Here is a 22,878-nt window from a genome sequence, read left to right on the forward strand (position 1 = left end):
CCTCTCCTCTCTCATGAATGACTGCGGGGAATCGCTTTCGGATAACTATCAGTGGATTCGCGTGTCGCTTCCTTTTTGCTTAACGAGCGAGAATAGACGATCAGGAGTCCGAGCATCAGACCAAGAACGCCACCGATGCCTGTATTCATTAGGATGTTCGGTGACACGGGTTTCGTTGGAATCCGTGCGCTTGAGAACACTTCCGTCTTACTCGTGTTGATCAGTTGTGGGAGATAATCCTGGAAGACTTCCGTCATCGTATTCGCCTGGATGGCTGCCTGCTCCGCCGAACGATCCGTGACGGATAAGGCGATGACTTGCGAATCGAGATTGCTCGAGACTGTCAGACGATCCGTCAAATCGAATAACCGCTTGTCGGTGACGTTCATCTTTTGGGCGACCTGATCGACGACCTCTGGGCTTCGTAGGATATCTTGATAGGTACTGACGAGTGTCGGCGTCGATGTCGCCTCTGCGTTCGCTTGAGGAACGACAAGAATGTAGGCCGTCGCCTCGTATGTCTTCGGGATGACATACGTGCTAAGCGCATATCCGGCTCCCGCGAAGAGAATCATGAAGAGTGCGAGTAGCCACCAGCCGCGTCGGAGTGTCGTTAGATGATCTCCGAAGGTTTTTCTTTGATGCATCGAGCTCACTGTTGTTCACCTCTTTCTGGCTTGACCGAATGGATGGACATTGGTTATGTCTACACCTTATTTCCAATCGACTCCCAAAACAATTAGAGCTTGATGGAAATGATTATATTTTTTTCGGTAGCTATCTCGCTTGCGTGACACTAGTTCACAGCATGAATTCATATCACGAAAAAAAACGCGATTCACGAAAAAATGATCACGTTTCCCTTAATCTTTTTTCATTTATCTGCATGATGTTTTGAAAGATAAGGGTAAATACCAATTTGATGATTAAAAAGTGCTCAAATCGGTAATAAGTCCTATATGAAGGGTGGATAGTCTTTAGAAATCATGTTAAAATCAGCCAATATACCCACATCTTTTGCCTTATCCATCCTAGTCGTTTGGATCATGCTCGATGCTTGGATTCGTCCCTTATCCTTCACGGACGAAGTGTTGCCGAAACAGTGGTCCCTTTGGTTGCTTCCGGTCTACATCGTTCTGTTCAGCGTCTGTTGGCTCATCTTACGACCGTTCTATCGCGCCAACCGAGCGACTGGACATCAAATTGCACTTATTTTTCTGATTTATCTGACATTTCATATCGTTTTTTTCTTTTTTAACGCGAATACGGATCGTATTCTTGCTTCGCTTTACCTCATTTCGACTTGGCTATTCGTTGGCATCGTCTCTTCGCTCTCGCGTACATTGATCGAACAATGGCAACGACTGTTGTGTCACTTTCTTTATGGACAAGCCGTCTTTCTCGCTTCCTACGCCCTCATCGTCTCATTTGGTTCAGAGTATGTTCCGGTCGAAAACCTGCAATGGCTTCGAATCGGTCCTTTGTCGTTTCCTCAACTGTACGTCGGGGAACAAGGCTCGTTCCTTCGCCTCGCTGGTCTGATGAACAATCCGAATACGTTTGCAGCGTGGCTTGTTCCAGGAGGACTGTTTGCTTGGTTCTACCTGCTCAGACAATTCCCGCGTCGGCAAAGCTTTCTGCACGCGGTCCTTCTCTTGCTCATCATCATCGCGTTACTCAGAAGCGGTTCGCAGACAGGAATCTATTCTTTTCTCCTTCTTGCTCTGCTGACAAGTATTCGAATGGTTCCGGGAATGAAACGGCGGTTGCAGGTGACAGCATGTTACGTAACGGGAAGCTTGATTCTCCTAGCTGTCTTTGCGTTTCAAGGACTGCTTCCCCGTTTGCTCAGTCTCAACGGACGATTTACGCTTTGGCAAGCAGGATGGCGCGCTTCCACTGATTCGCTTTGGTTCGGACACGGGATTGGAAGTGCCCCACGCGGTCTGCAGGAACAACTAAACGAACAAGTTCTCTATACGTTCCACAGCACACCGATCACCCATCTTTATGAATTCGGACTCATCGGTTGTTTGCTGTACGGTGCAGTCTTTCTATATCTGTTCTATCGACTGTTTCGGATTCAGACGACGGATTTCGCGTTTCTCGCCCTGTTGCTTGCTAGCTGGCTCGGATTGCTCCAATTTACGGAAAGTATTCTCGTCAGACCGAGTGGATTTTATTTCATTTGGCTCAGCCTTCTCGCTTATACGTCGCTTCGTCGACTTCCACCTCACGACAGTACCCACACCTAGAGCACCTACACGAAAGGGGTATGACATCATGAAGAAATGGACAGAACAACAAGTCATCGATAGCCTAATCGAAGCTAGTATCGAATATCCCGCTCTCGACGCAAAGACGTATGCACGTTGGTCGATTGGAAAAGATATTCCGTCGATCACGACGATCATCAATGTATTCGGCTCTTGGCGTGAAGCACTCCAAGCGGCCGGTCTCTCATCGATTCGTCCGTACTTTTCAGATGAAGAGATCCTTGCTTTCATCAAGGAAGCATCGACACGCTTACACCCTTTCCATAGCAACAGCTACCGAGAATGGGCAAAGGCGAAACATGGACCCTCCTTGACATTGATCAACTTACGTTTCGGTTCTTGGTCACGTGCACTCGAAGAAGCACAAATCGAGATGACACGCTCCATCTCGATGACGGAAGAACGGATCATCACCGCCTTACTCGAAGCTTCTGATGTCCTTCCCCGTCTGACGACACAGACGTATGCGATTTGGGCACAGGAAAATGGTCATCCGACAGTCGCGACGATTGCCCGTAAATACGGTTCATGGGCAGATGCCCTCGCTTGCCTCGACATCGCACCGCCTCGCCGGAAATGGGTCGAAGAAGATGTCCTTGAAGCACTGCGGCAGGCACAAGAAGAATTACCTTCCCTCAGTATCATTCATTACCGGAAATGGGCAGAAGGTCGCTCGGTTCCGAGTACCTCGACGATCAACGCTCTCTTCGGTAGCTGGACCTCCGCCGTGCAATGCCTCAAGCGTGCACGCGTCTCTCTTTCTTGATTCTGCTCTTCTACCTAAAAGGAGTGACCCGGTATCACTACCGAGTCACTCCTTTTTCGTGCGCTTATGGTTTTTTGATTTGCTCAAGCAAAGCTGCAGGCAACAGCGTCACCGTGTCGTGCTTCAATAGATAGATGTCTTCCGCATATGCCCCGATGCGTCGGGGATTACGTCTTCCCTGCAGATTGTTTCGGATCGCTTTCGGAAAATTAACGCCGCATTCATACGCATGTGGATATCCCCCACCGAATCGCGGATTGATTTCCGATAGATAGAGCGTTCCGTCCACATCGAACAGATCGAAATCAAGCGGTCCGACGAGACCGGTTCCACGTAAGACCTGCTCGACCAGTTCAAAGACATCGTCGCGTTTAACGGAGCGACTCTTATCCGTTTCCCCTGCACGCATGACGAGTTTCTCCTTGATGAAGATATCGGTCACTTCATGCGTCAACCAGTCGACATAGACATCGACACCGAGTTCTTGTCCTCTTAAGTATTCTTGAATCAATAAATCCGGATGGACGGCAAACAGTCCTTCAACGACTTCGAGGGAGGAGACCGCCTGGACATGGAGACTGGCACTCCCATTGCGTGGTTTGACGAAGACCGGGAACTGTACCTCCCCTTGCGCAAGTGCGCTCCGGAATGCTTCGAGCGTCACGTATGTCCGCGCATACGCAATCCCTTCCGCGACACAATACGTATACATCGCGTACTTGTCGAAACAGAGACGACAGGCATCCATCGGTGAGACGAGGACTGTGACACCGATGGCTTCAAACCGTTCCGTCGCCGCTGCGAGCAATTCCAGTTCAGGATCAATCAATGACAATAGCGCCGTCACCTGTTCGCGCTGACACAACTCCAGCAAATGATCGATATAATCCGGTGCATCGATGCAGGGAACGAGATGATGGCGTTCTGTCATATAAAGACCCGGTGCGAGTGAACTACAATCCGCAGTACTGACGTGACCGTCCGGCATCTCACGGACGAAATACTCGACCAGCTTCGTCCGTCGACCGACGCTCGTCATCAACAAATGGGAAGTCTTCATAGGGCAGTCTCCTTCGTTGAAAATGATGCCTGTTCTTTTCGTGCTGGAAGGAGACACTTCCTGCTTAACGTCATACTTTTTTCCTATAGATGAGTACATAACATCCGATTCCAATCAAAGCACCAGCTCCATCGAGTAAAACATCTTGGATGAGTCCCGTCCGGCCCCCTGTCAAGATTTGATGGAACTCATCAAAGACAGCGACCATGATTGCTAACGAATAGGCGAACAGGACCGCAAGTCCTGGTGTCAGGCGACGGCGTGTTAAATCGATCAATCCGATGCCTAATACGAGAAACGTCGAGACGTGGGCTGCTTTTCGGATGAAAAATTCAATGAAGCCACTTCGTCCGAGTGCTGCAACACTGACTTCTCCATGATAGGAGAAGGAGATGAATCGCAGATGATCGACGAATCCTAACGGGATGTATCGAGATAACCCCGGCTTGATGGATTGTGCCTGATATGGCATCGAACTCGAGATAAAAAGGATCAATAGAACGGTCAGGACGACGTAGCCGGACCACGTGATTTTTTTCATGAACACACTCCTTTTTTTAGATCACTTTAGAATAACATGGGTGGAAACAATAGGCGATTTCTCCTGAAATTCAATTTCTATTTTAACCCATTTCATATTTTTAGTTTCCTTGAAAAACGATATTTTACATTTAAAAGGTTTCTTTTATAATGAAAGTGGTTAATTAGTACTATACACGATGACCTGCAGAATAGGAGTGGAGTGCCATGAATCGTGCACTAGGTAAAAAAATCATGCAATTGCGCAAACAACACAAGTATACTCAAAAGTTTTTAGCTGAACGGTGTGGGGAAACAGCAACGGACATCTCCGCTTACGAACGTGGTCAGCGCATGCCCTCTCCTCAAGTCCTAGAACGATTGGCTCTTGCTTTAGACACGACGGTCATTGATCTTATCGATCCGAAGTATGTACAGCATCCTTCGTTGAATGAATTCATGCAACAAGCGCTTGAACCATCACAACCGCTTGATCTGAAACTCATTCTCGAAGACTTACTCGTTCACCTCAGTCTGTCAAAGGAAATCTATTTTGATGGTCGCCTCGTCTCAGCGAACGTCCGAGATGAGATGGCAACGTCCATTGATCAGGCATTAAAACGAGGGCTTTCCTCCATCGAGGCGTAAAAAGGGATCAAAATCAGCTAATTATGATCCCTTTTTCTTATTCTGTTTGGACAATATGGTCGATGTACAATTGTCCGTCTTCATATGTCGCTTCTAATAGTTGACGAAAAAACGCATTTTCACTTGTTTTCTCGGATACGAATACACGTGTGTAGCGCTGGTGCGCCTGCTCGAGTACACTGAATTTCAGAGTACGGGCAGATGAAGAGAAGAACAATTGTCGACCGGGATGACCAAAGGCGTCCGTTGCTTTCGATTCTTCTAAGAAGTGAAAAGATTCATCTGGAAACAAGGTCTCAATGAACGATAAACAGCTTTGCTGAAAGGTACTTCCGCTCTGATTTTCCATGATGTGTCCGGCTCCTCTTTCTCATGATGTACTTCGAATCGTGAAAAGGAAACTACTGTATCACATTACCCAGCCTTTAGACCTATTCAAACCAGTATATTACATATATTTTTAATTGTATCGTTATATTATATTGTTGGACTACTGTTTCTCGAACTCCAACACCAGCATCGTGTTTCCTTCATACAGAAATTGTCCCTGATAGCGCGATAACGTCGCAAATTCAAACAGCGTCTTCGGTTCGTACAAATATTCTATTGCATAGCTGATCTTTTCCTCTTGCCCCGATTTAAGGTAGGCGTTAAATAATAAACGTTCGCCATCGATGTGGTAGCCATAGAACAGTAATGTCTTTTGAAAACGTCGTGTCGCGATCGGATGGGCCATCGATTTTAGATGATCGATACGATACAAGGACACGAGCAGTCGTCCACTCGGTCGTAGCAATTGACGGATGTTTCGGAAGAACAATAACAGCTCCCCACGCGTATAACGTAAAATCGTCGTTCCCGGTAAGATGATCCGGTCAAAGTACTCAGGTCCGACGACGTCCGTTACGTCATGACTCCAGCCGTAAATCTTATGCTGATACTTCTCCGCAATCTGTTTCGTCCGTGCAGCTTCCGGTTCGATCAGATAAAGATCATACCCTTCATCCGACAAGAGATTGAAGAGCGATGGATCAAACGTTCCATGAAACAGGATCCGCTCCCCTTTTCGTAAATAACGCCGATAGAGCATCAGCTCATCGACCTCATTTAACTGTTGCGCCTCTTGATACAGTTGACCGAATCGTTCATCCGCCTGAACATGATCTAGCACTTGGACGCGCGAGTAACTCCCTTTACGCAAGAATGGACCAAATAAGACATCACCCATGATACATCAACTCCTTGTAGTGCTGAATCGCTTCTGCATAATCTGCGCCGAGTCGCTCCGGTAATATGTCGAACTGCTCCTTTTGATCCGCTTCGAGAATCCAGAGGAAAGCTTCGTTCGTCTCAAATAGGCGCAACGTCGTCCGGTCGAACGCAAAACAACCTTCCTCGTTTTGAATGCCGATTAACGTCAACGGTCCGATCCGCCCCGATGTCCGAGGTAATTCGAGATCAGAGTACGGTGTGATGAAACGGCTCGTTCCCTGAAACGTTCCGGCAAGTTGATACAGGAGAGGATATAGCTCCAGTTCAGTTTGTGACGCAAGCGCGTCAGGCTGAGGTTGCTGTTCTCGGAATGACTCGATATCAACAGATAGGTCTGCACTCAACTGAATCGTCTTCTGTCGATTGGCGTAAATTCCATCAGCAAAGAAGAAGAGTCGATGCGAGACGCGTAATCCACTTAACGTCGCATAATCGAGGATCCCCATCGATTGATCATTTTGAATCCGTCCCGTTTGTTGCCAATCCACTAATCGCTCTGCTAGCGCGTCACGCGATAAGACCGTTAGTTGCGAATCAAGCGCGGGAGAGAGACGGTCGGAAAACGTCAACAGAATCGGTGTCCGGCTCATCAGTTCGATGATCGGTAGATCGTGGCGCATCGGATGATCAAAATAGATGACACTATTGATCGTCATCGCATGAAAATTGCTTGCCGGAATCTTCTCCAGTAATGAGCTGTCTTCGATGTAGACATGACGTAACGGTTGCGGATGATGTGGCACGGACGCTGGGTACACACCCGTCATCAATGAGAGGAGAGCATGATGGACAGCTGGAAAGGATGCAGAAGCAGGCATGGCTTCTTCTGGTAAGAAGAGACCATTCAGGAAATCAGGTTGCCCGAACAGGACTTCTCCATTCGGGCGAATCAAGTGGAACTGGACGTGCAACATCTCGTGTTGCAAATACGCGACGAGTCGTAACGTTCGTTCCCCTTCCCCTTGGAGGACGAAGACGTAGTGCTCATACTCTTGAAAATCCATATAATCGAGTAAATCATGGAACGTATGTGTGTCGTAATCAAACGCGTCGAGCGAAATACGGTGCGTCTCACAAAACGTCTGCAGATCAATCGATGGTAGAGAACGTTGCAGCCAGCCGTCTTGTTCCGATAAAAGCGATAATCCGATCATGTCCTCTCTCCTTTCTCATCAAATGATTGAAAAAAGGGCTTCATTCTAATAGCCGAATGAAGTCCTTTTTTGTGGATTAAGCCGATTTGACGTTTGCCTTAGGTTTCTTAGCAGTCCGGTCCATTTCTCGATGAGCGAGGGGGGCGACGGCGACGGTAGCAGGATTGAGACACCAAGCGCAAGAAGTCATGTTACGTCGCGTTTCTTTTAATATGAGTGTCATGGATGTACCCCTTTCTGAATCAAGTGTGATGGTCGTTGAAACCAAGTGTGATGGTCGTTGAAACATTGATACGAAATCAAGTAAATCAGTAGTATCTCGTCTTATTCGCTTCTATAATAGAAGTTGATACCCTATACCAATTCAATCTCCACGAAAGGACGAGGAGCCGATGGATCAATTCATGTCACCGCAAATCGGCTTAGCATTACGCCGATTGCGGAAGAAACACAATCTGACTCAAAAAGATTTAGCAAACGGAATTTGCAGTCAAGCAGAGATCAGTAAGATCGAGAGTGGCACGCATTCGCCGACGGTCGAGCTTCTCTTCGCTCTGTCTAAAAAACTACAAGTTCCTTTTTCTTCATTCTTTGATCATGCCAATTATCGTGAAGCCTTTTATCACCTAGATGAAGAGCTGTTAAAAAAATTCCGAAATAAAGAATTTGATGAAGTTTACTATGAAACGAAATCAAAACTAGAACAACCCAATGTGGATGAAGAAGTTACTTTATTGCTTCATTACTACAATAATATTGCTGCTCACAAACTAAACAAGATTGATTATAGAACTTGTATCGTAGTATTACGCCAACTATCTGAGAAGTATTCCTCAACCTTTTATTCTCCTAGTATGATCATTCGAATAAAGTCAGCGATTGCAAATCTGTACTCTGAACATAAGAATTATTCACATAGTAGAAAAGTTTACGAAGAAATTATTAATCTAGACTTTGAGAGCGAAGAACTTGTATTGGATCGTATTCGTATTCTATATAATTTCTCAAAAACTCTTTTTCAGTTGAAAGACATGCAGTATGCGCTCAACGTAACTAATGAAGCAATCGAGCAAAGTTTAAAATACAAAGATATGTCTATGCTTGGGCAATTGTATTATCAAAAAGGTTCTTGTCTTGAAAATTTAAATGAAGATTTCGGCTTAATCAAAAAGTCTTATGAACGAGCCTATTTATTTTTTGAATTACTAAAGATGAAAGAATATCAACAAATTATAATAACTTACAAATCAAAATATATTATTTAATTACACCTGTGTTTTGTTTATTACAACGTACTCGTAAGGTAATTCTGTTTTGGCCACTTTCTTTACTGCGTACTCATAAGGTAATTCTGTTTTAGCTACTTGCTTCATAACATATTCATAAGGTAGTTCTGTCTTAGCTATTTGTTTAGATTGATCATTTTGATTCCAATTTGCAACTCCCATACTCAACAGGAGTGCTCCTAATCCTAAAGCAACTTTGTTTTTCAAGTTCATTTAAATTACCTCCTATTATTTTTCGTATGGCTTCGTAACAACATCATATAACCTTAGACCCCCTCTGAATATTCGAATACGAATAATTATGGTATTTTACACATTATTTTCATTTTATATGACTATTGACGCAGGTCATATGTCCTTATTCCTGTGTTTTTCTTACAAATCATCCATCAATATGTCGAACTTGTGTATGAAAATAGATTTTTTTGAATATTCCATCATGATGAAATTCCATAACAGACAAAAAGAAAGCTCATTCAACTCCTACGAGTCGAATGAGCTCTCTTTATTTTGAAGATTGTCGTAACACAATGACGTAAAAGATACCGAGTACTACAATCACGCCTAGTAGTATCGAACTAATCGTTGTTCGCGTCGACGTATCCGGCATCCATATCCCAAGTCCTAAATTGATTGCTGCGATAATTAGGACGAGCCAAACAATCGTACGTGGTCGCATATCGATCTCCTTTCTGATCTACTCTGCCGTCCGATCACCGAATATGCTATGGTGAAGATAACGAAGGAGGTTCTGTTTCATGAATAGACTTGCTGTATTTTGTGGTTCCAAAGATGGTGCTAGCCCAATCTTTCGCGAGGAAGCGGGTACGCTTGGTCAAGCGCTCGCTACGCACGGCATCGGACTCGTATACGGTGGTTCCCGTGTTGGAACGATGGGGGCTGTCGCGGACGCTACGCTTGCTGCTCAAGGTCAGGCAATCGGTGTCTTGCCTCATTTTCTACAAGAAAAAGAACTTGCCCACCCCGGACTGACTGAATTACATCTCGTTCACTCGATGCACGAGCGGAAAGCGAAGATGTCAGAACTCGCTGACGGCTTCATCATTCTTCCCGGTGGTCCCGGTACGATGGAGGAATTCTTTGAAGTCTTTACGTGGGCGCAACTCGGTCTACACGAAAAACCGTGTGGTGTACTCAATATCGACGGATACTATGATTCCTTAATCGCCCTATTTGACACGATGGAACGTCAAGGATTCCTGATTCCAGAACACCGTGCGATGCTGATCGTCGAGTCAGACCCTGATCGTCTCCTTGAACGCTTCGCGACGTATGAAGCTCCACACGTCAAAACCTATATGGATCGCTCACAAACCTGATGCAAACGGAGTCTTTGACTCCGTTTTTTTGTATGGATTCCCAGCTCTTCCGATTCTACTTCTCTCTCGTTACTCATTTTCTCTACACTGACGTAAGAATCCTACTTTACCGCACAAAAAAAACCAGATGCGCATGCACCTGGCTTAACATTAAAAGAACTTCAAGATCGCATCACTGAGATTCGTCAAAGACGGCGTCTCATCAATGACCATCAAACTCCCGGCTGCAAGGACGAGTAACCCAAGACCTGATAAAATCCACCCTGGATGTTTGACTGTATCCTCTGAGTCCGTGTTTTCTTTACCCGTTCGCGCATTTGCCGCTTGTTCCTTCAAGCGATCACGACGGTATTGATGCTGTTCCTCTTTCGACCACTTCTTATATTCCGCGAGGAACTTCTTATACTCCGGCAAGACATCCTTCGTCGTTCCGTCGAGGCGGACTTGACCGTACTCGAGCCAAACGACTCGCTCACAGAAGCTCTTGATTTGTGAGAGCGAGTGACTGACGAAGATGATGGTCTTGCCTTCTTCCTTGAATTCGTTCATCTTATCGATACAGCGGTTATAGAAGGTTTGGTCCCCGACCGATAACGCTTCATCGACGATCAGGATGTCGGCGTCAACGTTGACGGCGATTGCGAAGCCAAGACGCGACTTCATCCCACTTGAGTACTTCTTGATCGGCTGATCGATGAAGTCACCGATATCCGCGAAATCAATGATTCCAGGCATTCGACGTTCGATTTCCGCATCGTCCATCCCGAGCATGAGACACTTCAAGCGAATGTTCTCCCGTCCTGTCAGGACGTTCTTCAATCCTTGTGAGACGGCGATGATCGCAACTTCACCGTTAATCGCGACGTCTCCTTCGTTTGCATAGATGATACCTGAAATCAAGTTCGATAACGTCGATTTACCAGAACCATTGATTCCGACGAGTCCGACGACTTCACCTGAGCCGATTTCGAGCGAGACATCCCGTAGTGCAGTGAATGTTTTAACGCTCTTGCTTTGATTCTTGAACAAGAGCTTGAATTTTTCTTTCGTAGTCGTGACCATGTCGAAGCGTTTCGTGACATGGTCGAGTTTAATCATAGACATGGCGATTTCCTTCCCTTAAACGAGCTCTGTGAATGATTTACGGAACTTGATGTGCAAGAATGTTCCCGCTGTGAACAAGAGGAGCGTCACACTCCAGAAGTACAGACCGGTCGGCCACTCTTGCCAGACCCAATGTCCTCCGAGCAAGCTTGCTCGGTATCCCTCGACGAGATAAAAGACAGGATTCAAACGGAGGATACCATGTAAAGCATCTGGGAACCGTTCGATGTTCCAAAGGATCGGTGTCATATAGAAGAGCATCCGCATCATCGATTGTAAGAAGAGCTGGATGTCCTTAACGAGTGTGATAAGTGTTGAAAAACAAAGTGAGAACGCATAGACGAAAATGTACGTCGCGATCATATAATACGGCAACTGAAGTAGTTTCCATGTAATCGGGATGCCATTTGCAATGATGACGATGAAGACGATCAAGAGCATCGCAAAATGTTGATACATGCGTGATAAGATGACATACGACGGAATCGCACTCATCGGGAAACGCATCTTCGTTACCATCGCGAGACGACTATTGATCGAGTTCGATCCACGGAGCAAGGCGTCATTGATGAAGAACCAGACGACAATCCCGCAAAGAAGCCAGACGATGAACGGAATATCTCCGTCGACGTTCTTGTTTCCGCGTAGACCGACACCGAAGACGAACCAATAGATAAAGATTTGGAGACCTGGATTGAGGAGCTCCCATAAAAGGCCAAGGCGTTGCTCTGCATGCGCTGATTTGATCTCATATCGCGCCAACCGGCGAATCAAGGGGAAATTCTCCACCTGTTCCCGGATGATACTTCTCATTTCTTTCAGCATAAGTGTAAGTTCCTTCCGATTCATGATACATGTATTTTATTTTTATATTCGTTGATTCCACTCAAAAAAAGACAGATGCCGTCCGCGATTGCTCAAACGAACGCTCTCTCCGCATGAACGGGTCCTTGCCCGGTCGATTCCGACTCGCCTCCTTTGTCCACTCATTCGTGCATGGCAGAAGCAATACTTCCTATATACACTTAATCAATTCTAGCTATCGTGAAAAAGCGTGTCAATGTATTGGACGAACCGACACCAAACTGTAGTTTTTCAGGCACGACAAAAACCGGCGGGTACACCACCGGTCATCTCCTAGTTTGTTTCCTTACGCATGATTAAAATGTGGAAACTCAATCGTCGTCGGTGGTGATGCGAGCCCCCATACGAGGAGGACCGTGATCACACAAATAATGCCGACGAGGACACCGCCTCGAATCGTATCATTCATCTATCGTTGCCTCTTTTCATCCGAACTGTCTATATACTGAAATCATACAATATTTAGCAATTCAGGACCACTAAAAAATCGACATTTAATGGTAATGTTTAACGATTGGTAATATTCTTTCGTTTCATTTTTATTTAAGACAAGATATAATGAAAGCGTTATCATTTACTTATGAAGACGAACGTTCGGATTCTCAAGCTTACGAGCAAACGACTCCCGTGGGTTGTCTTGTCGTCGGACCTAAGAATTTACGTTATTTACAAAAGGTTCATCCCACGAAGCTTTCCGAACCCTTTATAGTAGAAGAAGAGGTCAACGATCGCATCGCGACCTTGCATTCATACCCCACTCTTGAAGGAGGATTTTTACGTATGTACAAATCAAAACCGCTTTACGCGGCAGCTGTTGCTGTCGCCCTGACGACATCGGCAATCGTGCCAGTTGCTCAAACGACAGTTTCGGCTGCAACACATGTCAAAGTCAAAACGGTCAAACTCAAGTCACTCGTCTTCACGAAAGGTGCTCCGGTCAAACTCCCTGCTACATATAAAGGTGAGAAGATCACGTGGAAATCTTACGATCGCCATGCGTTCAACCGTTATCAAACGGTCAAAGGCACATACGGTAAGAAAAAGAATCCAATTGAAATCAAGATCTACATTCAGAACTACGCCGTGAAGTTCGTCGAGAAGGTTGCGGATCAGACGATCTACGTCGATCAAAAACCAGAATTGCCGAAAACATTAGCTGTTCTCTATGCGACAGGTCGCATCTATGACAAGCCAGTCCGCTGGTCGAAAGTTGATACGAGCGAAGCGGGTGTGAAATATGCGGTCGCAAGTTATACACGTCTTGGTAAGACGATTACATTAAAAGCAAAAATCACGGTGCTTGACGTCAACACGGATGATTTCTCAATCGGTTTGATGCATACGAACGACACGCATGCGAACCTCGATAAAGCACCGAAACGTGCAACTGTCATTAAAGACCTTCGCTCTGCTTACCGCGCAGCAGGTAAACCATCGCTTCTTTTAGATGCAGGTGACGTCTTCTCCGGATCACTCTACTTCAACAAGTTCCTTGGTCAAGCTGATCTTGAACTGATGAACTACATGAAGTACGACATGATGACATTCGGTAACCACGAGTTCGATCTCGGGGATACAGACAACAACATCGCTTTGAAGAACTTCGTCACTGCTGCGAAATTCCCGTTCATCACGGCGAACGTCGATTTCAGTAAAAACGAACTCTTCAACGGTCTACAAAAGAAAACAATCACAGCCGGACCAGAGCGTGGCAAAATCTATCAAGGGATCATCAAGGAATACAAAGGACAAAAAATCGGCTTCTTCGGTTTGACGACTGAAGAAACTGCTGATATCGCAAGCCCAGGTACGGTGGCGTTCGCGAACTACATCACGAGTGCGAAAGCGGCCGTGAAGAAACTCGAAGATCGTGGCGTCAATAAAATCGTCGCCTTGACACATATCGGATTCGATGACAACGAAGCAATCGATAACGATCAACTGCTCGCACGTAACGTCGACGGGATCGACGTCATCGTCGGTGGTCACTCGCATACGAAACTTGAAAAACCAGTCGTTGTCGACGAAACGGTCGTACCAGGCAAAACAGAACCAACGATCATCGCTCAAGCATACCAATACGGTGATTTCCTCGGAAATCTTGATTTGACGTTCGACTACAAAGGGAAGTTGACGGAGTACAACGGATCACTGATCGACGTTTCAAAAGCAGTTGAAGACGTTCGTGCAGCTGAAATCCTCAAACCATATGCAGATCAAATCGCTGAATTGAAAAACGAAGAAGTCGGTGCGAATATCGTTAATGCTCTTCCAAACCCACGTGGTGAAGTCAGTGTCCGTAACAGCGAAACAGCTCTCGGAAACTTGATCACGGACGGCATGCTCAAAAAAGCAAAAGAATACAATACAGATACAGTCATCGCGATGCAAAACGGTGGTGGGATCCGTGCTGCTATCGATGCCGGACCACTCACAGTCGGTGAAGTCTTAACGACGCTTCCATTCGGTAACACGCTTGCGACAGCTAAAATGACAGGAGAAGAAATCAAAAACCTTCTTGAAATCAGTGTCGGGATTGCACCAAAAGAAAATGGTGGTTTCCTCCATGTCTCTGGTATGAAATTCGAATACGATAGCACAAAAGCGGCCGGTGAACGCGTCACGAAGATGGAAGTGAACAATAACGGCACATTCGAAGTCATCGATCCAGCGAAGACATATGTCATCGCAACGAATGCCTTCACAGCTAAAGGTGGCGATGGTCTCACACCATTCGAGACGGCTTACAAAGCTGGTCGCGTCACGGACCTCGGTCTCTCTGACTGGGAAAACCTACGTGATTTCACGAAATCACTCGGTCAAGTCGACTACAAGATTGAAGGTCGCATCGTCGATACATCAAAACTTCCAAACTAATACGAACAAAAAACAACCGCAGGTCTTCTCGATTCGTTCGAGAACGCCTGCGGTTGTTATGTTATAGTGTCTGCGCTGAGTTTTGCTTCAACAGCTCAATGATTTCATCGAGTTCATACTCTTGTGCCAACATAAGTGGCGTAAAGCCATCCGCGTTTTTGATCGACGGATCAGCGCCGTGCTCGAGTAAGAGCTTGACGGTCTCTTTCCCTTCCCCTTCAACAGCATGATGAAGAGGCGTGAACTTGTCGGCATCTTGTTGATTGACCATTTCGCCTCGCTTCAAGTATAGGTCGACGAGTTCATCGTTGTTACTAAAGACTGCCGTAATGAACGGTCGTTCGCCGAACTCATTGACAGCATCGACATCACTGCCTGCTGCAAGCAATTCCTTAAAGACCGATTCGAGTCCTGTGCTCGATTTCCGGTACCCGAGATAATGCAACGCCGTATCGCCATCGGCATCGACTGCCTTCATATCACTTTCCGGAATCAGTCGATGTATGTCTTCGAGCTTCCCTTTTTGAATCGCTGCCATCAACTCCGTCTCGTTGAGATCCTGACCATTCGTCTTCGTCGTGACGTTCTCGTCACTCGTTTCTTTTTTTGCCTCAATCGCCCCTTCGTCTAACAGCATACCTGCCGTCGTGCTAACGAGGAATATTGCCATTAGAATGCTACCTGCGACGACGAAGCCTTGACCATATCGAAAGAGTGGGCGCGGACGTTCGATTGGCTCACCCGTTAAGTGCAACCTTTCGAGTAAAGAAAGTTCGGTTCGTAACGCTTCATACAATAATATAGAAAACGTCCGTTGTTGCCGTTTCTCCTCGACGTAGATAGCTGTATCTGTCGTTGCTAGAAGTGTTGGTCCGAGCACATCCTCAAACATGGCTTGTCGCGCGTATAAGGGCGAAACAAGTGGTAGGACCATCTGGTGACGGGTCCGAGCACATGCCCTCATGTAAGCCGGACGTAAAAACGGAATCCAACTGCCAATCCATAGTAAGATTTGCTTTTCCTGATGGTTCCGTTTGATTCGTGCCAGTTCAAGTAACAATCGGAAACGACGAATCTCTGTCAATTCTAGATACGACGTCGGTAGGACAATCAAATACTTTTGGAATAGGCCAATGACGTGCGGTCGTTTTACGTCATCTTGGAAATAGATTTCTGGCATCCGCCATAGTTGCAACTGTTCTGTATGTATACGGATTTGCTCGAACAACTCTGGAAACTGCTCGGCACTCAAGCGAACTCCTTCACTTCGAATCCGGGAGACCCGTTGCCATTGCCGTAGCCAGAGTATTAACAATAGGATCACAAGACCCACCATCACATAAATACCGGGCTGCCCTGTTTCAAACACTAACCCAATGATGCCACCCACTGTCAAAATGGCGATGCTTAACAACAAACTAAAGTAGACGGTCTCTTTGCGGGTCACCGCTCTTCTGATCCGGTGCGCGGGATCAATCCGTTCTTTCGTCTCCTGCTCCATACGTCATCTCCCTCATCTATCACGTAATTCACCTATCACGTAATTCACCGTTTTCTCTTCCTTCTTATCTTAACGGTTATTCCCTCGAAGTTCCAAGGGAATCCTTTCCTGACATACCAAAAGAATATTCAGATAACTTATATTTTCACCTATTCTTTGATAACGTAACTTTTTTTCCTGATTATTCATTATATATGGAATAAAATTTCGCATATTCTATTTTAGAGCGATTTTTGTTGATTTTTCAGCATTCATACGCAATTCTCATAATAAAGCAACCTGTCGTTCGAACCACTATTTTTTTATTGATAGGTAGGACAAAAGTCACTTTTTTTGATTGCAGAAAAATTTGCAATACCATATAATAACTAATAGGAAGAAGAATATGGGAGTGGTTTTCTTGGGTTTATTTAATTTAATAAAAAAGGACTATACCGTCCAGTATCAAGTATTACGCGGAGATGAGATCGTTGATACGGATCGACTCAACATCCGGGCAGGCGATCACACGGCAGCACGAAAGAAAGCAGACAACATGTTAAGAAAAGAATTCGGACGTACTCAGTATAAGATTGAATGGGTACAACGGTTCTAATCGCTAAAATAACCCATCGCCTCAGTCATGATGATTGAGACGATGGGTTATTTTCATGCATGCTGTTGTTCTTGCTCCCGCACGATTCGATCAGCTTTTAAGTAAAGACGAATCGCTGTGTACAATACGATGCCAATCAATGCACCACTGCCATCGATCAATACATCGCCTACAAGCGGTGTTCGTCCACCCGTCAATTGCTGATGGAACTCATCCATGACACCAATCGTCATCGCTGCCGTAAAGGCAAAGAAGGCAGCTGGTAATGCTGCGTATCCTCGTCCACGTAAGAAATATACGATGCTGATTCCAAGAATGAAGAACAATCCAGCGTGCATCCCCTTTCGAATGAAAAACTCAAGGAACGCTGCAGGTCCAAGCGACGCGACACTAATTGGAACTTCATAATGGAACGACACGAAGGAAAACGCATAAACCCAGTCGAGTGGGATATGTTGTGTCAAAAACGGAATCAAAGATTGTTGCTGGTACGTCATCGAGCTGAAGACGAATAAGGAAAGTAAGATGGCTCCTCCTATATAAACGGAAATGGGTATTCGGCGCATCATGCACTCTCCTTTCTATTGTACATCCTACCATGGATGCTCATCGTGAACATACGTCAAAAGGCGGACTTATCTTACTCTCATTTCTTGTTGATTCCCTCTTTTGCTTCAAACACAACAAAAAACACCTCGTCCAAGTGGACGAGGTACAGTTCCTTACAACGATGACGTCTTCGGTTCGCGTAAGAGGTGTTTGATGTCATGGAACGTCACGAACGTTCTGTTCTTCGCATCGTATAGTTTATAGCGAAGCGACTTCAGACTCGAGAATAAACCAATCTTCGTCGCCTTCTGAAGCGGTGGCGTCGAGACGTGTGCTTTTTCGAGATGATAGTTCGGAACACGTGGGCTGAGATGGTGGACGTGGTGGAAGCCGATGTTTCCTGTCACCCATTGCAAGACCTTCGGCAACTCGTAATACGAACTACCTTCGATTGCCGCCTTGACGTAATCCCATTCACTTTCATCCTCGAAGTACGAGTCTTCGAACGTGTGTTGAACGTAGAATAACCAGATTCCAAGTACGCCTGCTGTGAACATCGTCGTTCCTTGGATGATCAAGAAGGCTTGCCAGCCGATGAAGTAAATCAGGATACCGTACAGGACGATAAGCGACGCATTGATGACATGTGTGTTGACTCGTTCTTTTTTGCGAGCATCCTTCCGGTTGAAGCGGCTCGAGACGAGAATCAATAAGAGCGGTCCAAGACCAAACATGACGAGTGGGTTCCGGTACAGACGATACTTGAGACGTGTGAAGCGTGACGCTTCGATGTACTCCTCAATCGTCATGACCCAGATGTCACCGACACCACGCTTATCGAGATTTCCACTTGATGCGTGGTGAATCGAATGCTCTCGCTTCCATTTCTCATACGGGAATAACGTCAAAATCCCGGTGATCGTACCGACGATAGCATTCGCCTTCTTATTCTTGAAGAATGAACCGTGCGTACAGTCATGGAAGATAATGAACATCCGGACGACGAATCCAGCAGCGAGGATCGCCAAAGGAATCGCGAGAAACACAGATAGCTTCAGGGCCTGATATGCCAGAAACCATAGGACGAGAAATGGCAGGATCGTGTTGATCATCTGCCGGACGCTGGCTTTGATGTCTGCCTTTTCAAACGGCGACACATGTTTGCGCAGCTGGGCAATCTTTTCTTTACTCATAGTGGTGCTTCCTCCTCGGGTTGTTTCAGCGTTCACGACGCTAAGTAAAATAGTGAAACTAAATATGAAACCAGTGAGCAGTGGTCGTGACGGTGCCTCTACAACACGATTCAAAAGCGGCACTCTAATTGTTTAGCGCTAAAATATTTTTGTTACCAGGTAATTATATCACATATTATAAATCGACTCCGGATTATTTTTAAAATAAAAAAAAAAAGCAGAGACAAGTGCCTCTGCTTAATCGATTGATTTGAGTGGGTTGACGGCTGGTCCTTCTAGTACCTCTCCTGTCGGACCAAATCGTGAACCATGACACGGACAATCCCATGACCGTTCTGCTTTATTCCATTTCGTATCGCATCCCATATGGGTACAAGTCGTCGAGACGAGATGAAGGTTCCCTTCCGGATCCCGGTATCCACCGACCGTCTTGCCATGATGGGTGATGAGTCCTCCTTCGTCCGGCTGTAACTCGTCAGCACGACGACTTGCTTTCGTCAGCTTCCCTTTGACGAGCTCGATCGCAACGTCCGCGTTGTTCTTGACGAACTGAGTCGCATCCTTCGTCTTTAGCTTCGAACGGTTCGGATCAAATAAATGACGAAAACGATTTGGTGTTCCCGTCAATAAATCGCTCAACAATAGTCCGGCTGCGATACCGTTCGTCATCCCCCACTTCGCGAAGCCGGTCGCAACAAACACGTTCGGATCACCCGCTGTCATCTGTCCGATATAGGGAATCTTATCGAGCGTGATCAAGTCTTGCGCTGACCAGAATTGTTCGAACGACTCGACATGAAACTCACTTCTCGCAAAGTCAGCAAGATGCTCATACCGTTGCATCGTTTCTGTCTCGTGACCGGATAAATGATTCTCACCACCGAACAGACCAAGCAGACGACCGTCCTCTGTCCGCGCGTGACGCAAAGAACGACTCGGTTGATCAGCACTTATGAACATTCCGTCCGGAAACGTCTCGTCGACATGACCCGATACGATATACGAGCGATGGACTTCGAGTTTTGAAAAATACAAGCCTTTGAAGTCATGAAACGGAAAATGGGTCGCGATGACGACCTTCTTCGCCTCGATCCGGTGACCGTTCTCAAGGATGACAGTTGGCGTCCGGTTCGACTCGAGCGATACGGCACGTGTCTGTTCATACAACTTCCCACCTTGGTGGACGATTTGTTCCGCAAGACCTTGAAGATATTTCACAGGATGGAACTGCGCTTGATCGCGCAGGACGACCGCTCGTTTGACATCGTACGGCAACTTACTTCGGACTTCTTCCGTCGCCTCGCCACCGTTCAACCCTAAGCGTTCATAGGCACGGACTTCTCGTTCCATCGCTTGCTCTTTTGAGTTCGCAACGTAGAGATAGGCGTCTTGCCTTTCAAGTTCACAGCCAATATCGAGCCGTTCCACTTGATGACGTAAAAACGTGATTGCTTCTTCGTTCGCTTCATAATAGAGCCTTGCTGATTCCTCGCCGACGGTTCGGATCAGCGTGTCATAGATCAAACCGTGCTGTGAGGAAACTTTAGCCGTCGTATAACCCGTCGTGCCGGCAGCGACGTCGCCTGCTTCGATCACGGCGACGTCGTATCCCCGTTCCGTCAATTGCATCGCTGTGACAAGTCCAGCAATCCCAGCCCCGATGATGACGACATCATGCTTGGCATCTTGATTCAAAGCTGGATAGGAAGTAGCAGGGGCACTTTGTTTCCAATAAGATGATGGAAATCCAGATAAGTAAGGCATCAAAAAACTCCTTTCAAAAAATACAACAGATCGACATGCTTAATCGTTCCCTGAACGATACAAAAACATGCGTAAATCATATTGTTTTTAAAAAGAAGCTCTAATTCATAGGGATTAATTTACTTTAGTAAAAGATAATATGGAATAATTAGGTTATAATTCAGTTATACTAAGGTTAAGAATCATAAGAGAGGAGTTTACTTCATGAAACTGGGGCGCCATATAATTGAGACCTTTCGTCGTTTTACGCTTGCAACAAGTATTGATGAATACGACCTTGCAAGTGTGCTGACAAAGGAAATTCCAGAGCTGACAGATATCTGTGTCACGATTCGACCAACTCACCTTCACCTTCAAGCCTCCGTACCGTTGACACGTTATGGTCTAGAGCGCGACTTACCTGTCGAATTGACGCTCCAATTGCGGGCAGTCGATAAACGTACCATCACATTCGAAGTCTTTGACGTCTGTCCTCACGATACCGAATCCTTTAATGAAACCTACCTCATTCGTCCACCTTATCTGCGTTATGAAAACCGACTCTTGACTGTCGATTTCTCCTTCTATTTTCCTTTCCGTCATGCCCGTTACCGCTCGATTCGTCACGTTAAACTGGAAGAAGGTTTTCTGCTTGCTTATTTGTCTCATTAAAAAAGGGCACCCTCTCCTAAATAAGGCGAGGGTGCTCGTGTCTGTTACGAACTCAACTTATCCGCTTGACGCTCCAGCAGTCCGAGGCGACGAATCTTTTTCTCCTCGACGACAGCGACGATCGCAAGGGCGATCAAACCAAAGAGTAATGCTGCATTGAAGATGACAAACGTGTCGCTCCAGCCGTGTAACGTAACCGAACCAATTGTTAGACCGTTCGTTTCCGGATCAGCGATTTTCGCTAGACCGACTTTTGCGATTGAATCACCGAACAAGTAACCGAACGTACCGACCATCCCGTTCGTGACCGTCGTCGCTTGTTTTGGTGCGAAGCTGATGACCGAGACACCGATCAAGAGCTGTGGTCCGTAGATGAGCGCACCGAGTGCAAATAGTGACGCGTAAATCATAAGTTCACTCGTCCCGTAACGATAACCGAGGACCGCGACGGCCGTCAGTAAGAGACAGATCGCTGCGACGAGCGCCCGGCGTCCTTTCAGTAAATCGGACACGTAACCCCAAATCATACTGCCGCATAATGCGCCGATCTCAAAGAAGAAGATCGTATTGACAGCACTCTCCGTGCTGAAGTGCAAGTGTTCCGTGACGTAGAGCGGCGCCCAGTTATCAATCCCGATCCGGACGATGTAAACGAAGACGTTCGCGATACAGAGCGTCCAGATCCATGGGTTCGAGATGACGTACGTTTTGAAGATTTGCCATTTCGTCATACTTTCAGCAGCGATGTTTTCCGGTTCGATCGGTTCCTCGAAGATTTCTTCACTCCGATTCCACCCGAGTTCCTCCGGATCATCCTTCCCGATGAACAGACCGACGATTCCGATGACGAGCGCGATCGCAGCTGGGAAGATGAACATCCCAACGACACTTCCGTTGAAGAAGACGTTCGCTCCCCACAGTGCGAGACCACCGGCAATTGCTCCACCGATGTTGTGCGAGACGTTCCAGAAGCCGAGGTAGCGCCCACGTTTTTCAAACGGTGTCCAACGGGCGATCGTCGAATACGACGACGGTCCCCCGACCGATTGGAAGAACCCACTGAGTCCCCATAAAACCATCAATAAACCGACCGGACTTCCGCCGGCACTCATCAAGAGTCCCATCGCGGTGACGATCAAAGAAGAGAGAATCAATAAGAACGAGATGACGCGTTTCGTATTTTTCCCGTCAACGAAGTAGCCGAGCAATGTTTTCCCGATTCCGTATGTAATCGAGAAGGCGAAGCCGATATAACCGAGTTCCGTCGTCGTAAAACCTAGTTCCTCTTTCAAGAGCGGTTGCGCTGCCTTGAAGTTGTTTCGGATGAGATACATCGCCATATATGAGAAGAAGACGACTAAGAATGCCTTTAAGAATTGCTGTAACCATTGTTTCCGTTGTACTTCGATTGGTATGCCGGCATTCGGCAATTTTTTGATGCTGAAGAAGCCTATCTTCC

Annotated in this window: 25 protein-coding genes; 8 read left to right on the forward strand and 17 right to left on the reverse strand. The window is 46.3% G+C overall.

Annotated elements, in window-relative coordinates; genetic code table 11:
- Positions 1-11 precede the first annotated feature (11 nt).
- Positions 12-647, reverse strand: coding sequence for a YveK family protein (locus tag P401_RS0111865; RefSeq protein WP_231681773.1), 636 nt, complete (start codon positions 645-647; stop codon positions 12-14).
- 339 nt (positions 648-986) lie between these two features.
- Here P401_RS0111865 and P401_RS0111870 point away from each other — a divergent pair, with 339 nt between their 5' ends.
- A complete protein-coding gene (locus tag P401_RS0111870; protein ID WP_029342636.1) occupies positions 987-2,255 on the forward strand; it encodes an O-antigen ligase family protein in 1,269 nt (422 codons plus the stop codon).
- Between the two features lie 28 nt (positions 2,256-2,283).
- On the forward strand, positions 2,284-3,042 hold the full coding sequence (locus P401_RS0111875; RefSeq protein WP_029342637.1) for a homing endonuclease associated repeat-containing protein: 759 nt from the start codon (positions 2,284-2,286) through the stop codon (positions 3,040-3,042).
- A gap of 64 nt (positions 3,043-3,106) precedes the next feature.
- Here P401_RS0111875 and P401_RS0111880 read toward each other — a convergent pair whose 3' ends face one another.
- Both P401_RS0111880 and P401_RS0111885 read right to left on the reverse strand, forming a co-directional pair.
- Complete coding sequence (locus tag P401_RS0111880) at positions 3,107-4,102, reverse strand: ATP-grasp domain-containing protein (protein ID WP_029342638.1); 996 nt, start codon at positions 4,100-4,102, stop codon at positions 3,107-3,109.
- 70 nt (positions 4,103-4,172) lie between these two features.
- Positions 4,173-4,643, reverse strand: a complete 471-nt coding sequence (locus tag P401_RS0111885; RefSeq protein ID WP_029342639.1) for a VanZ family protein — start codon at positions 4,641-4,643, stop codon at positions 4,173-4,175.
- A gap of 206 nt (positions 4,644-4,849) precedes the next feature.
- On the opposite strand from P401_RS0111885, the gene P401_RS0111890 reads away from it, so the two are divergent.
- Entirely contained in the window at positions 4,850-5,269 is a 420-nt protein-coding gene (locus P401_RS0111890; RefSeq protein WP_029342640.1) for a helix-turn-helix domain-containing protein, read from the forward strand.
- Positions 5,270-5,306: 37 nt separating this feature from the next.
- Here P401_RS0111890 and P401_RS0111895 read toward each other — a convergent pair whose 3' ends face one another.
- From P401_RS0111895 to P401_RS18600, 4 genes are all read right to left on the reverse strand, one after another.
- The gene (locus tag P401_RS0111895) at positions 5,307-5,618 is read right to left on the reverse strand and encodes a hypothetical protein (protein ID WP_029342641.1); all 312 of its coding nucleotides are present in this window, start codon (positions 5,616-5,618) and stop codon (positions 5,307-5,309) included.
- A gap of 141 nt (positions 5,619-5,759) precedes the next feature.
- Positions 5,760-6,497 (reverse strand): class I SAM-dependent methyltransferase, encoded by a 738-nt coding sequence (locus P401_RS0111900; RefSeq protein WP_029342642.1) that lies wholly within the window; start codon positions 6,495-6,497, stop codon positions 5,760-5,762.
- Positions 6,490-7,695 (reverse strand): hypothetical protein, encoded by a 1,206-nt coding sequence (locus P401_RS0111905; RefSeq protein ID WP_029342643.1) that lies wholly within the window; start codon positions 7,693-7,695, stop codon positions 6,490-6,492. Before P401_RS0111905 ends, P401_RS0111900 begins: the two co-directional genes overlap by 8 nt.
- Positions 7,696-7,771: 76 nt before the next feature.
- The gene (locus P401_RS18600; RefSeq protein ID WP_160171463.1) at positions 7,772-7,918 is read right to left on the reverse strand and encodes a hypothetical protein; all 147 of its coding nucleotides are present in this window, start codon (positions 7,916-7,918) and stop codon (positions 7,772-7,774) included.
- A 169-nt stretch (positions 7,919-8,087) separates the two neighbouring features.
- Here P401_RS18600 and P401_RS0111910 point away from each other — a divergent pair, with 169 nt between their 5' ends.
- Positions 8,088-8,960 carry a helix-turn-helix domain-containing protein gene (locus P401_RS0111910; protein WP_029342644.1) on the forward strand — a complete coding sequence of 291 codons (873 nt, stop codon included), beginning with the start codon at positions 8,088-8,090 and terminating at the stop codon, positions 8,958-8,960.
- On the opposite strand, the gene P401_RS0111915 is transcribed toward P401_RS0111910, so the two are convergent.
- Positions 8,961-9,194, reverse strand: coding sequence for a hypothetical protein (locus tag P401_RS0111915; protein WP_029342645.1), 234 nt, complete (start codon positions 9,192-9,194; stop codon positions 8,961-8,963).
- Between the two features lie 292 nt (positions 9,195-9,486).
- Positions 9,487-9,660, reverse strand: a complete 174-nt coding sequence (locus P401_RS18695) for a hypothetical protein (RefSeq protein ID WP_169738098.1) — start codon at positions 9,658-9,660, stop codon at positions 9,487-9,489.
- Between the two features lie 79 nt (positions 9,661-9,739).
- Here P401_RS18695 and P401_RS0111925 point away from each other — a divergent pair, with 79 nt between their 5' ends.
- Positions 9,740-10,321 (forward strand): LOG family protein, encoded by a 582-nt coding sequence (locus P401_RS0111925; RefSeq protein WP_029342646.1) that lies wholly within the window; start codon positions 9,740-9,742, stop codon positions 10,319-10,321.
- A 150-nt stretch (positions 10,322-10,471) separates the two neighbouring features.
- Here the strand turns inward: P401_RS0111925 and P401_RS17775 are convergent, their stop codons facing one another.
- From P401_RS17775 to P401_RS19065, 3 genes are all read right to left on the reverse strand, one after another.
- Positions 10,472-11,425 (reverse strand): ABC transporter ATP-binding protein, encoded by a 954-nt coding sequence (locus P401_RS17775; RefSeq protein ID WP_029342647.1) that lies wholly within the window; start codon positions 11,423-11,425, stop codon positions 10,472-10,474.
- A gap of 15 nt (positions 11,426-11,440) precedes the next feature.
- Positions 11,441-12,199, reverse strand: coding sequence for an ABC transporter permease (locus P401_RS0111935; protein ID WP_236627116.1), 759 nt, complete (start codon positions 12,197-12,199; stop codon positions 11,441-11,443).
- A 376-nt stretch (positions 12,200-12,575) separates the two neighbouring features.
- Positions 12,576-12,698, reverse strand: coding sequence for a hypothetical protein (locus tag P401_RS19065; protein ID WP_255359374.1), 123 nt, complete (start codon positions 12,696-12,698; stop codon positions 12,576-12,578).
- 371 nt (positions 12,699-13,069) lie between these two features.
- Between P401_RS19065 and P401_RS0111950 the strand changes: the two genes are divergently transcribed.
- Entirely contained in the window at positions 13,070-15,166 is a 2,097-nt protein-coding gene (locus P401_RS0111950) for a 5'-nucleotidase C-terminal domain-containing protein (RefSeq protein ID WP_029342649.1), read from the forward strand.
- 61 nt (positions 15,167-15,227) lie between these two features.
- On the opposite strand, the gene P401_RS0111955 is transcribed toward P401_RS0111950, so the two are convergent.
- The gene (locus tag P401_RS0111955; RefSeq protein ID WP_051656299.1) at positions 15,228-16,667 is read right to left on the reverse strand and encodes an ankyrin repeat domain-containing protein; all 1,440 of its coding nucleotides are present in this window, start codon (positions 16,665-16,667) and stop codon (positions 15,228-15,230) included.
- 400 nt (positions 16,668-17,067) lie between these two features.
- On the opposite strand from P401_RS0111955, the gene P401_RS0111960 reads away from it, so the two are divergent.
- Positions 17,068-17,262 (forward strand): hypothetical protein, encoded by a 195-nt coding sequence (locus P401_RS0111960; protein ID WP_133207773.1) that lies wholly within the window; start codon positions 17,068-17,070, stop codon positions 17,260-17,262.
- Positions 17,263-17,315: 53 nt separating this feature from the next.
- On the opposite strand, the gene P401_RS0111965 is transcribed toward P401_RS0111960, so the two are convergent.
- The 3 genes from P401_RS0111965 to P401_RS0111975 all read right to left on the reverse strand — a co-directional run bounded on the left by P401_RS0111965 (position 17,316) and on the right by P401_RS0111975 (position 20,768).
- Complete coding sequence (locus P401_RS0111965) at positions 17,316-17,828, reverse strand: VanZ family protein (protein ID WP_029342652.1); 513 nt, start codon at positions 17,826-17,828, stop codon at positions 17,316-17,318.
- Positions 17,829-17,984: 156 nt separating this feature from the next.
- Positions 17,985-19,004: a Delta(5) desaturase DesA gene (gene desA, locus P401_RS0111970; protein WP_029342653.1), complete on the reverse strand. Its 1,020-nt coding sequence runs from the start codon at positions 19,002-19,004 to the stop codon at positions 17,985-17,987.
- Between the two features lie 237 nt (positions 19,005-19,241).
- Positions 19,242-20,768 carry an FAD-dependent oxidoreductase gene (locus P401_RS0111975; RefSeq protein WP_029342654.1) on the reverse strand — a complete coding sequence of 509 codons (1,527 nt, stop codon included), beginning with the start codon at positions 20,766-20,768 and terminating at the stop codon, positions 19,242-19,244.
- A 204-nt stretch (positions 20,769-20,972) separates the two neighbouring features.
- On the opposite strand from P401_RS0111975, the gene P401_RS0111980 reads away from it, so the two are divergent.
- On the forward strand, positions 20,973-21,419 hold the full coding sequence (locus P401_RS0111980; RefSeq protein WP_029342655.1) for a hypothetical protein: 447 nt from the start codon (positions 20,973-20,975) through the stop codon (positions 21,417-21,419).
- Between the two features lie 44 nt (positions 21,420-21,463).
- Here P401_RS0111980 and uhpT read toward each other — a convergent pair whose 3' ends face one another.
- Positions 21,464-22,873 carry a hexose-6-phosphate:phosphate antiporter gene (gene uhpT / locus P401_RS0111985; protein ID WP_023469436.1) on the reverse strand — a complete coding sequence of 470 codons (1,410 nt, stop codon included), beginning with the start codon at positions 22,871-22,873 and terminating at the stop codon, positions 21,464-21,466.
- Positions 22,874-22,878: the final 5 nt, after the last annotated feature.

The organism is Exiguobacterium acetylicum DSM 20416 (assembly GCF_000702605.1).
In the GTDB taxonomy this organism is placed as follows: domain Bacteria; phylum Bacillota; class Bacilli; order Exiguobacteriales; family Exiguobacteriaceae; genus Exiguobacterium_A; species Exiguobacterium_A acetylicum.

What these genes read in the sequence shown, in the direction of transcription:
- P401_RS0111865 (WP_231681773.1), bottom strand. Translation starts at nt 647, where the DNA reads ATGCATCAAAGAAAAACCTTCGGAGATCATCTAACGACACTCCGACGC.
- P401_RS0111870 (WP_029342636.1), top strand. Translation starts at nt 987, where the DNA reads ATGTTAAAATCAGCCAATATACCCACATCTTTTGCCTTATCCATCCTA.
- P401_RS0111875 (WP_029342637.1), top strand. Translation starts at nt 2,284, where the DNA reads ATGAAGAAATGGACAGAACAACAAGTCATCGATAGCCTAATCGAAGCT.
- P401_RS0111880 (WP_029342638.1), bottom strand. Translation starts at nt 4,102, where the DNA reads ATGAAGACTTCCCATTTGTTGATGACGAGCGTCGGTCGACGGACGAAG.
- P401_RS0111885 (WP_029342639.1), bottom strand. Translation starts at nt 4,643, where the DNA reads ATGAAAAAAATCACGTGGTCCGGCTACGTCGTCCTGACCGTTCTATTG.
- P401_RS0111890 (WP_029342640.1), top strand. Translation starts at nt 4,850, where the DNA reads ATGAATCGTGCACTAGGTAAAAAAATCATGCAATTGCGCAAACAACAC.
- P401_RS0111895 (WP_029342641.1), bottom strand. Translation starts at nt 5,618, where the DNA reads ATGGAAAATCAGAGCGGAAGTACCTTTCAGCAAAGCTGTTTATCGTTC.
- P401_RS0111900 (WP_029342642.1), bottom strand. Translation starts at nt 6,497, where the DNA reads ATGGGTGATGTCTTATTTGGTCCATTCTTGCGTAAAGGGAGTTACTCG.
- P401_RS0111905 (WP_029342643.1), bottom strand. Translation starts at nt 7,695, where the DNA reads ATGATCGGATTATCGCTTTTATCGGAACAAGACGGCTGGCTGCAACGT.
- P401_RS18600 (WP_160171463.1), bottom strand. Translation starts at nt 7,918, where the DNA reads ATGACACTCATATTAAAAGAAACGCGACGTAACATGACTTCTTGCGCT.
- P401_RS0111910 (WP_029342644.1), top strand. Translation starts at nt 8,088, where the DNA reads ATGGATCAATTCATGTCACCGCAAATCGGCTTAGCATTACGCCGATTG.
- P401_RS0111915 (WP_029342645.1), bottom strand. Translation starts at nt 9,194, where the DNA reads ATGAACTTGAAAAACAAAGTTGCTTTAGGATTAGGAGCACTCCTGTTG.
- P401_RS18695 (WP_169738098.1), bottom strand. Translation starts at nt 9,660, where the DNA reads ATGCGACCACGTACGATTGTTTGGCTCGTCCTAATTATCGCAGCAATC.
- P401_RS0111925 (WP_029342646.1), top strand. Translation starts at nt 9,740, where the DNA reads ATGAATAGACTTGCTGTATTTTGTGGTTCCAAAGATGGTGCTAGCCCA.
- P401_RS17775 (WP_029342647.1), bottom strand. Translation starts at nt 11,425, where the DNA reads ATGTCTATGATTAAACTCGACCATGTCACGAAACGCTTCGACATGGTC.
- P401_RS19065 (WP_255359374.1), bottom strand. Translation starts at nt 12,698, where the DNA reads ATGAATGATACGATTCGAGGCGGTGTCCTCGTCGGCATTATTTGTGTG.
- P401_RS0111950 (WP_029342649.1), top strand. Translation starts at nt 13,070, where the DNA reads ATGTACAAATCAAAACCGCTTTACGCGGCAGCTGTTGCTGTCGCCCTG.
- P401_RS0111955 (WP_051656299.1), bottom strand. Translation starts at nt 16,667, where the DNA reads ATGGAGCAGGAGACGAAAGAACGGATTGATCCCGCGCACCGGATCAGA.
- P401_RS0111965 (WP_029342652.1), bottom strand. Translation starts at nt 17,828, where the DNA reads ATGCGCCGAATACCCATTTCCGTTTATATAGGAGGAGCCATCTTACTT.
- desA (WP_029342653.1), bottom strand. Translation starts at nt 19,004, where the DNA reads ATGAGTAAAGAAAAGATTGCCCAGCTGCGCAAACATGTGTCGCCGTTT.
- P401_RS0111975 (WP_029342654.1), bottom strand. Translation starts at nt 20,768, where the DNA reads ATGCCTTACTTATCTGGATTTCCATCATCTTATTGGAAACAAAGTGCC.
- P401_RS0111980 (WP_029342655.1), top strand. Translation starts at nt 20,973, where the DNA reads ATGAAACTGGGGCGCCATATAATTGAGACCTTTCGTCGTTTTACGCTT.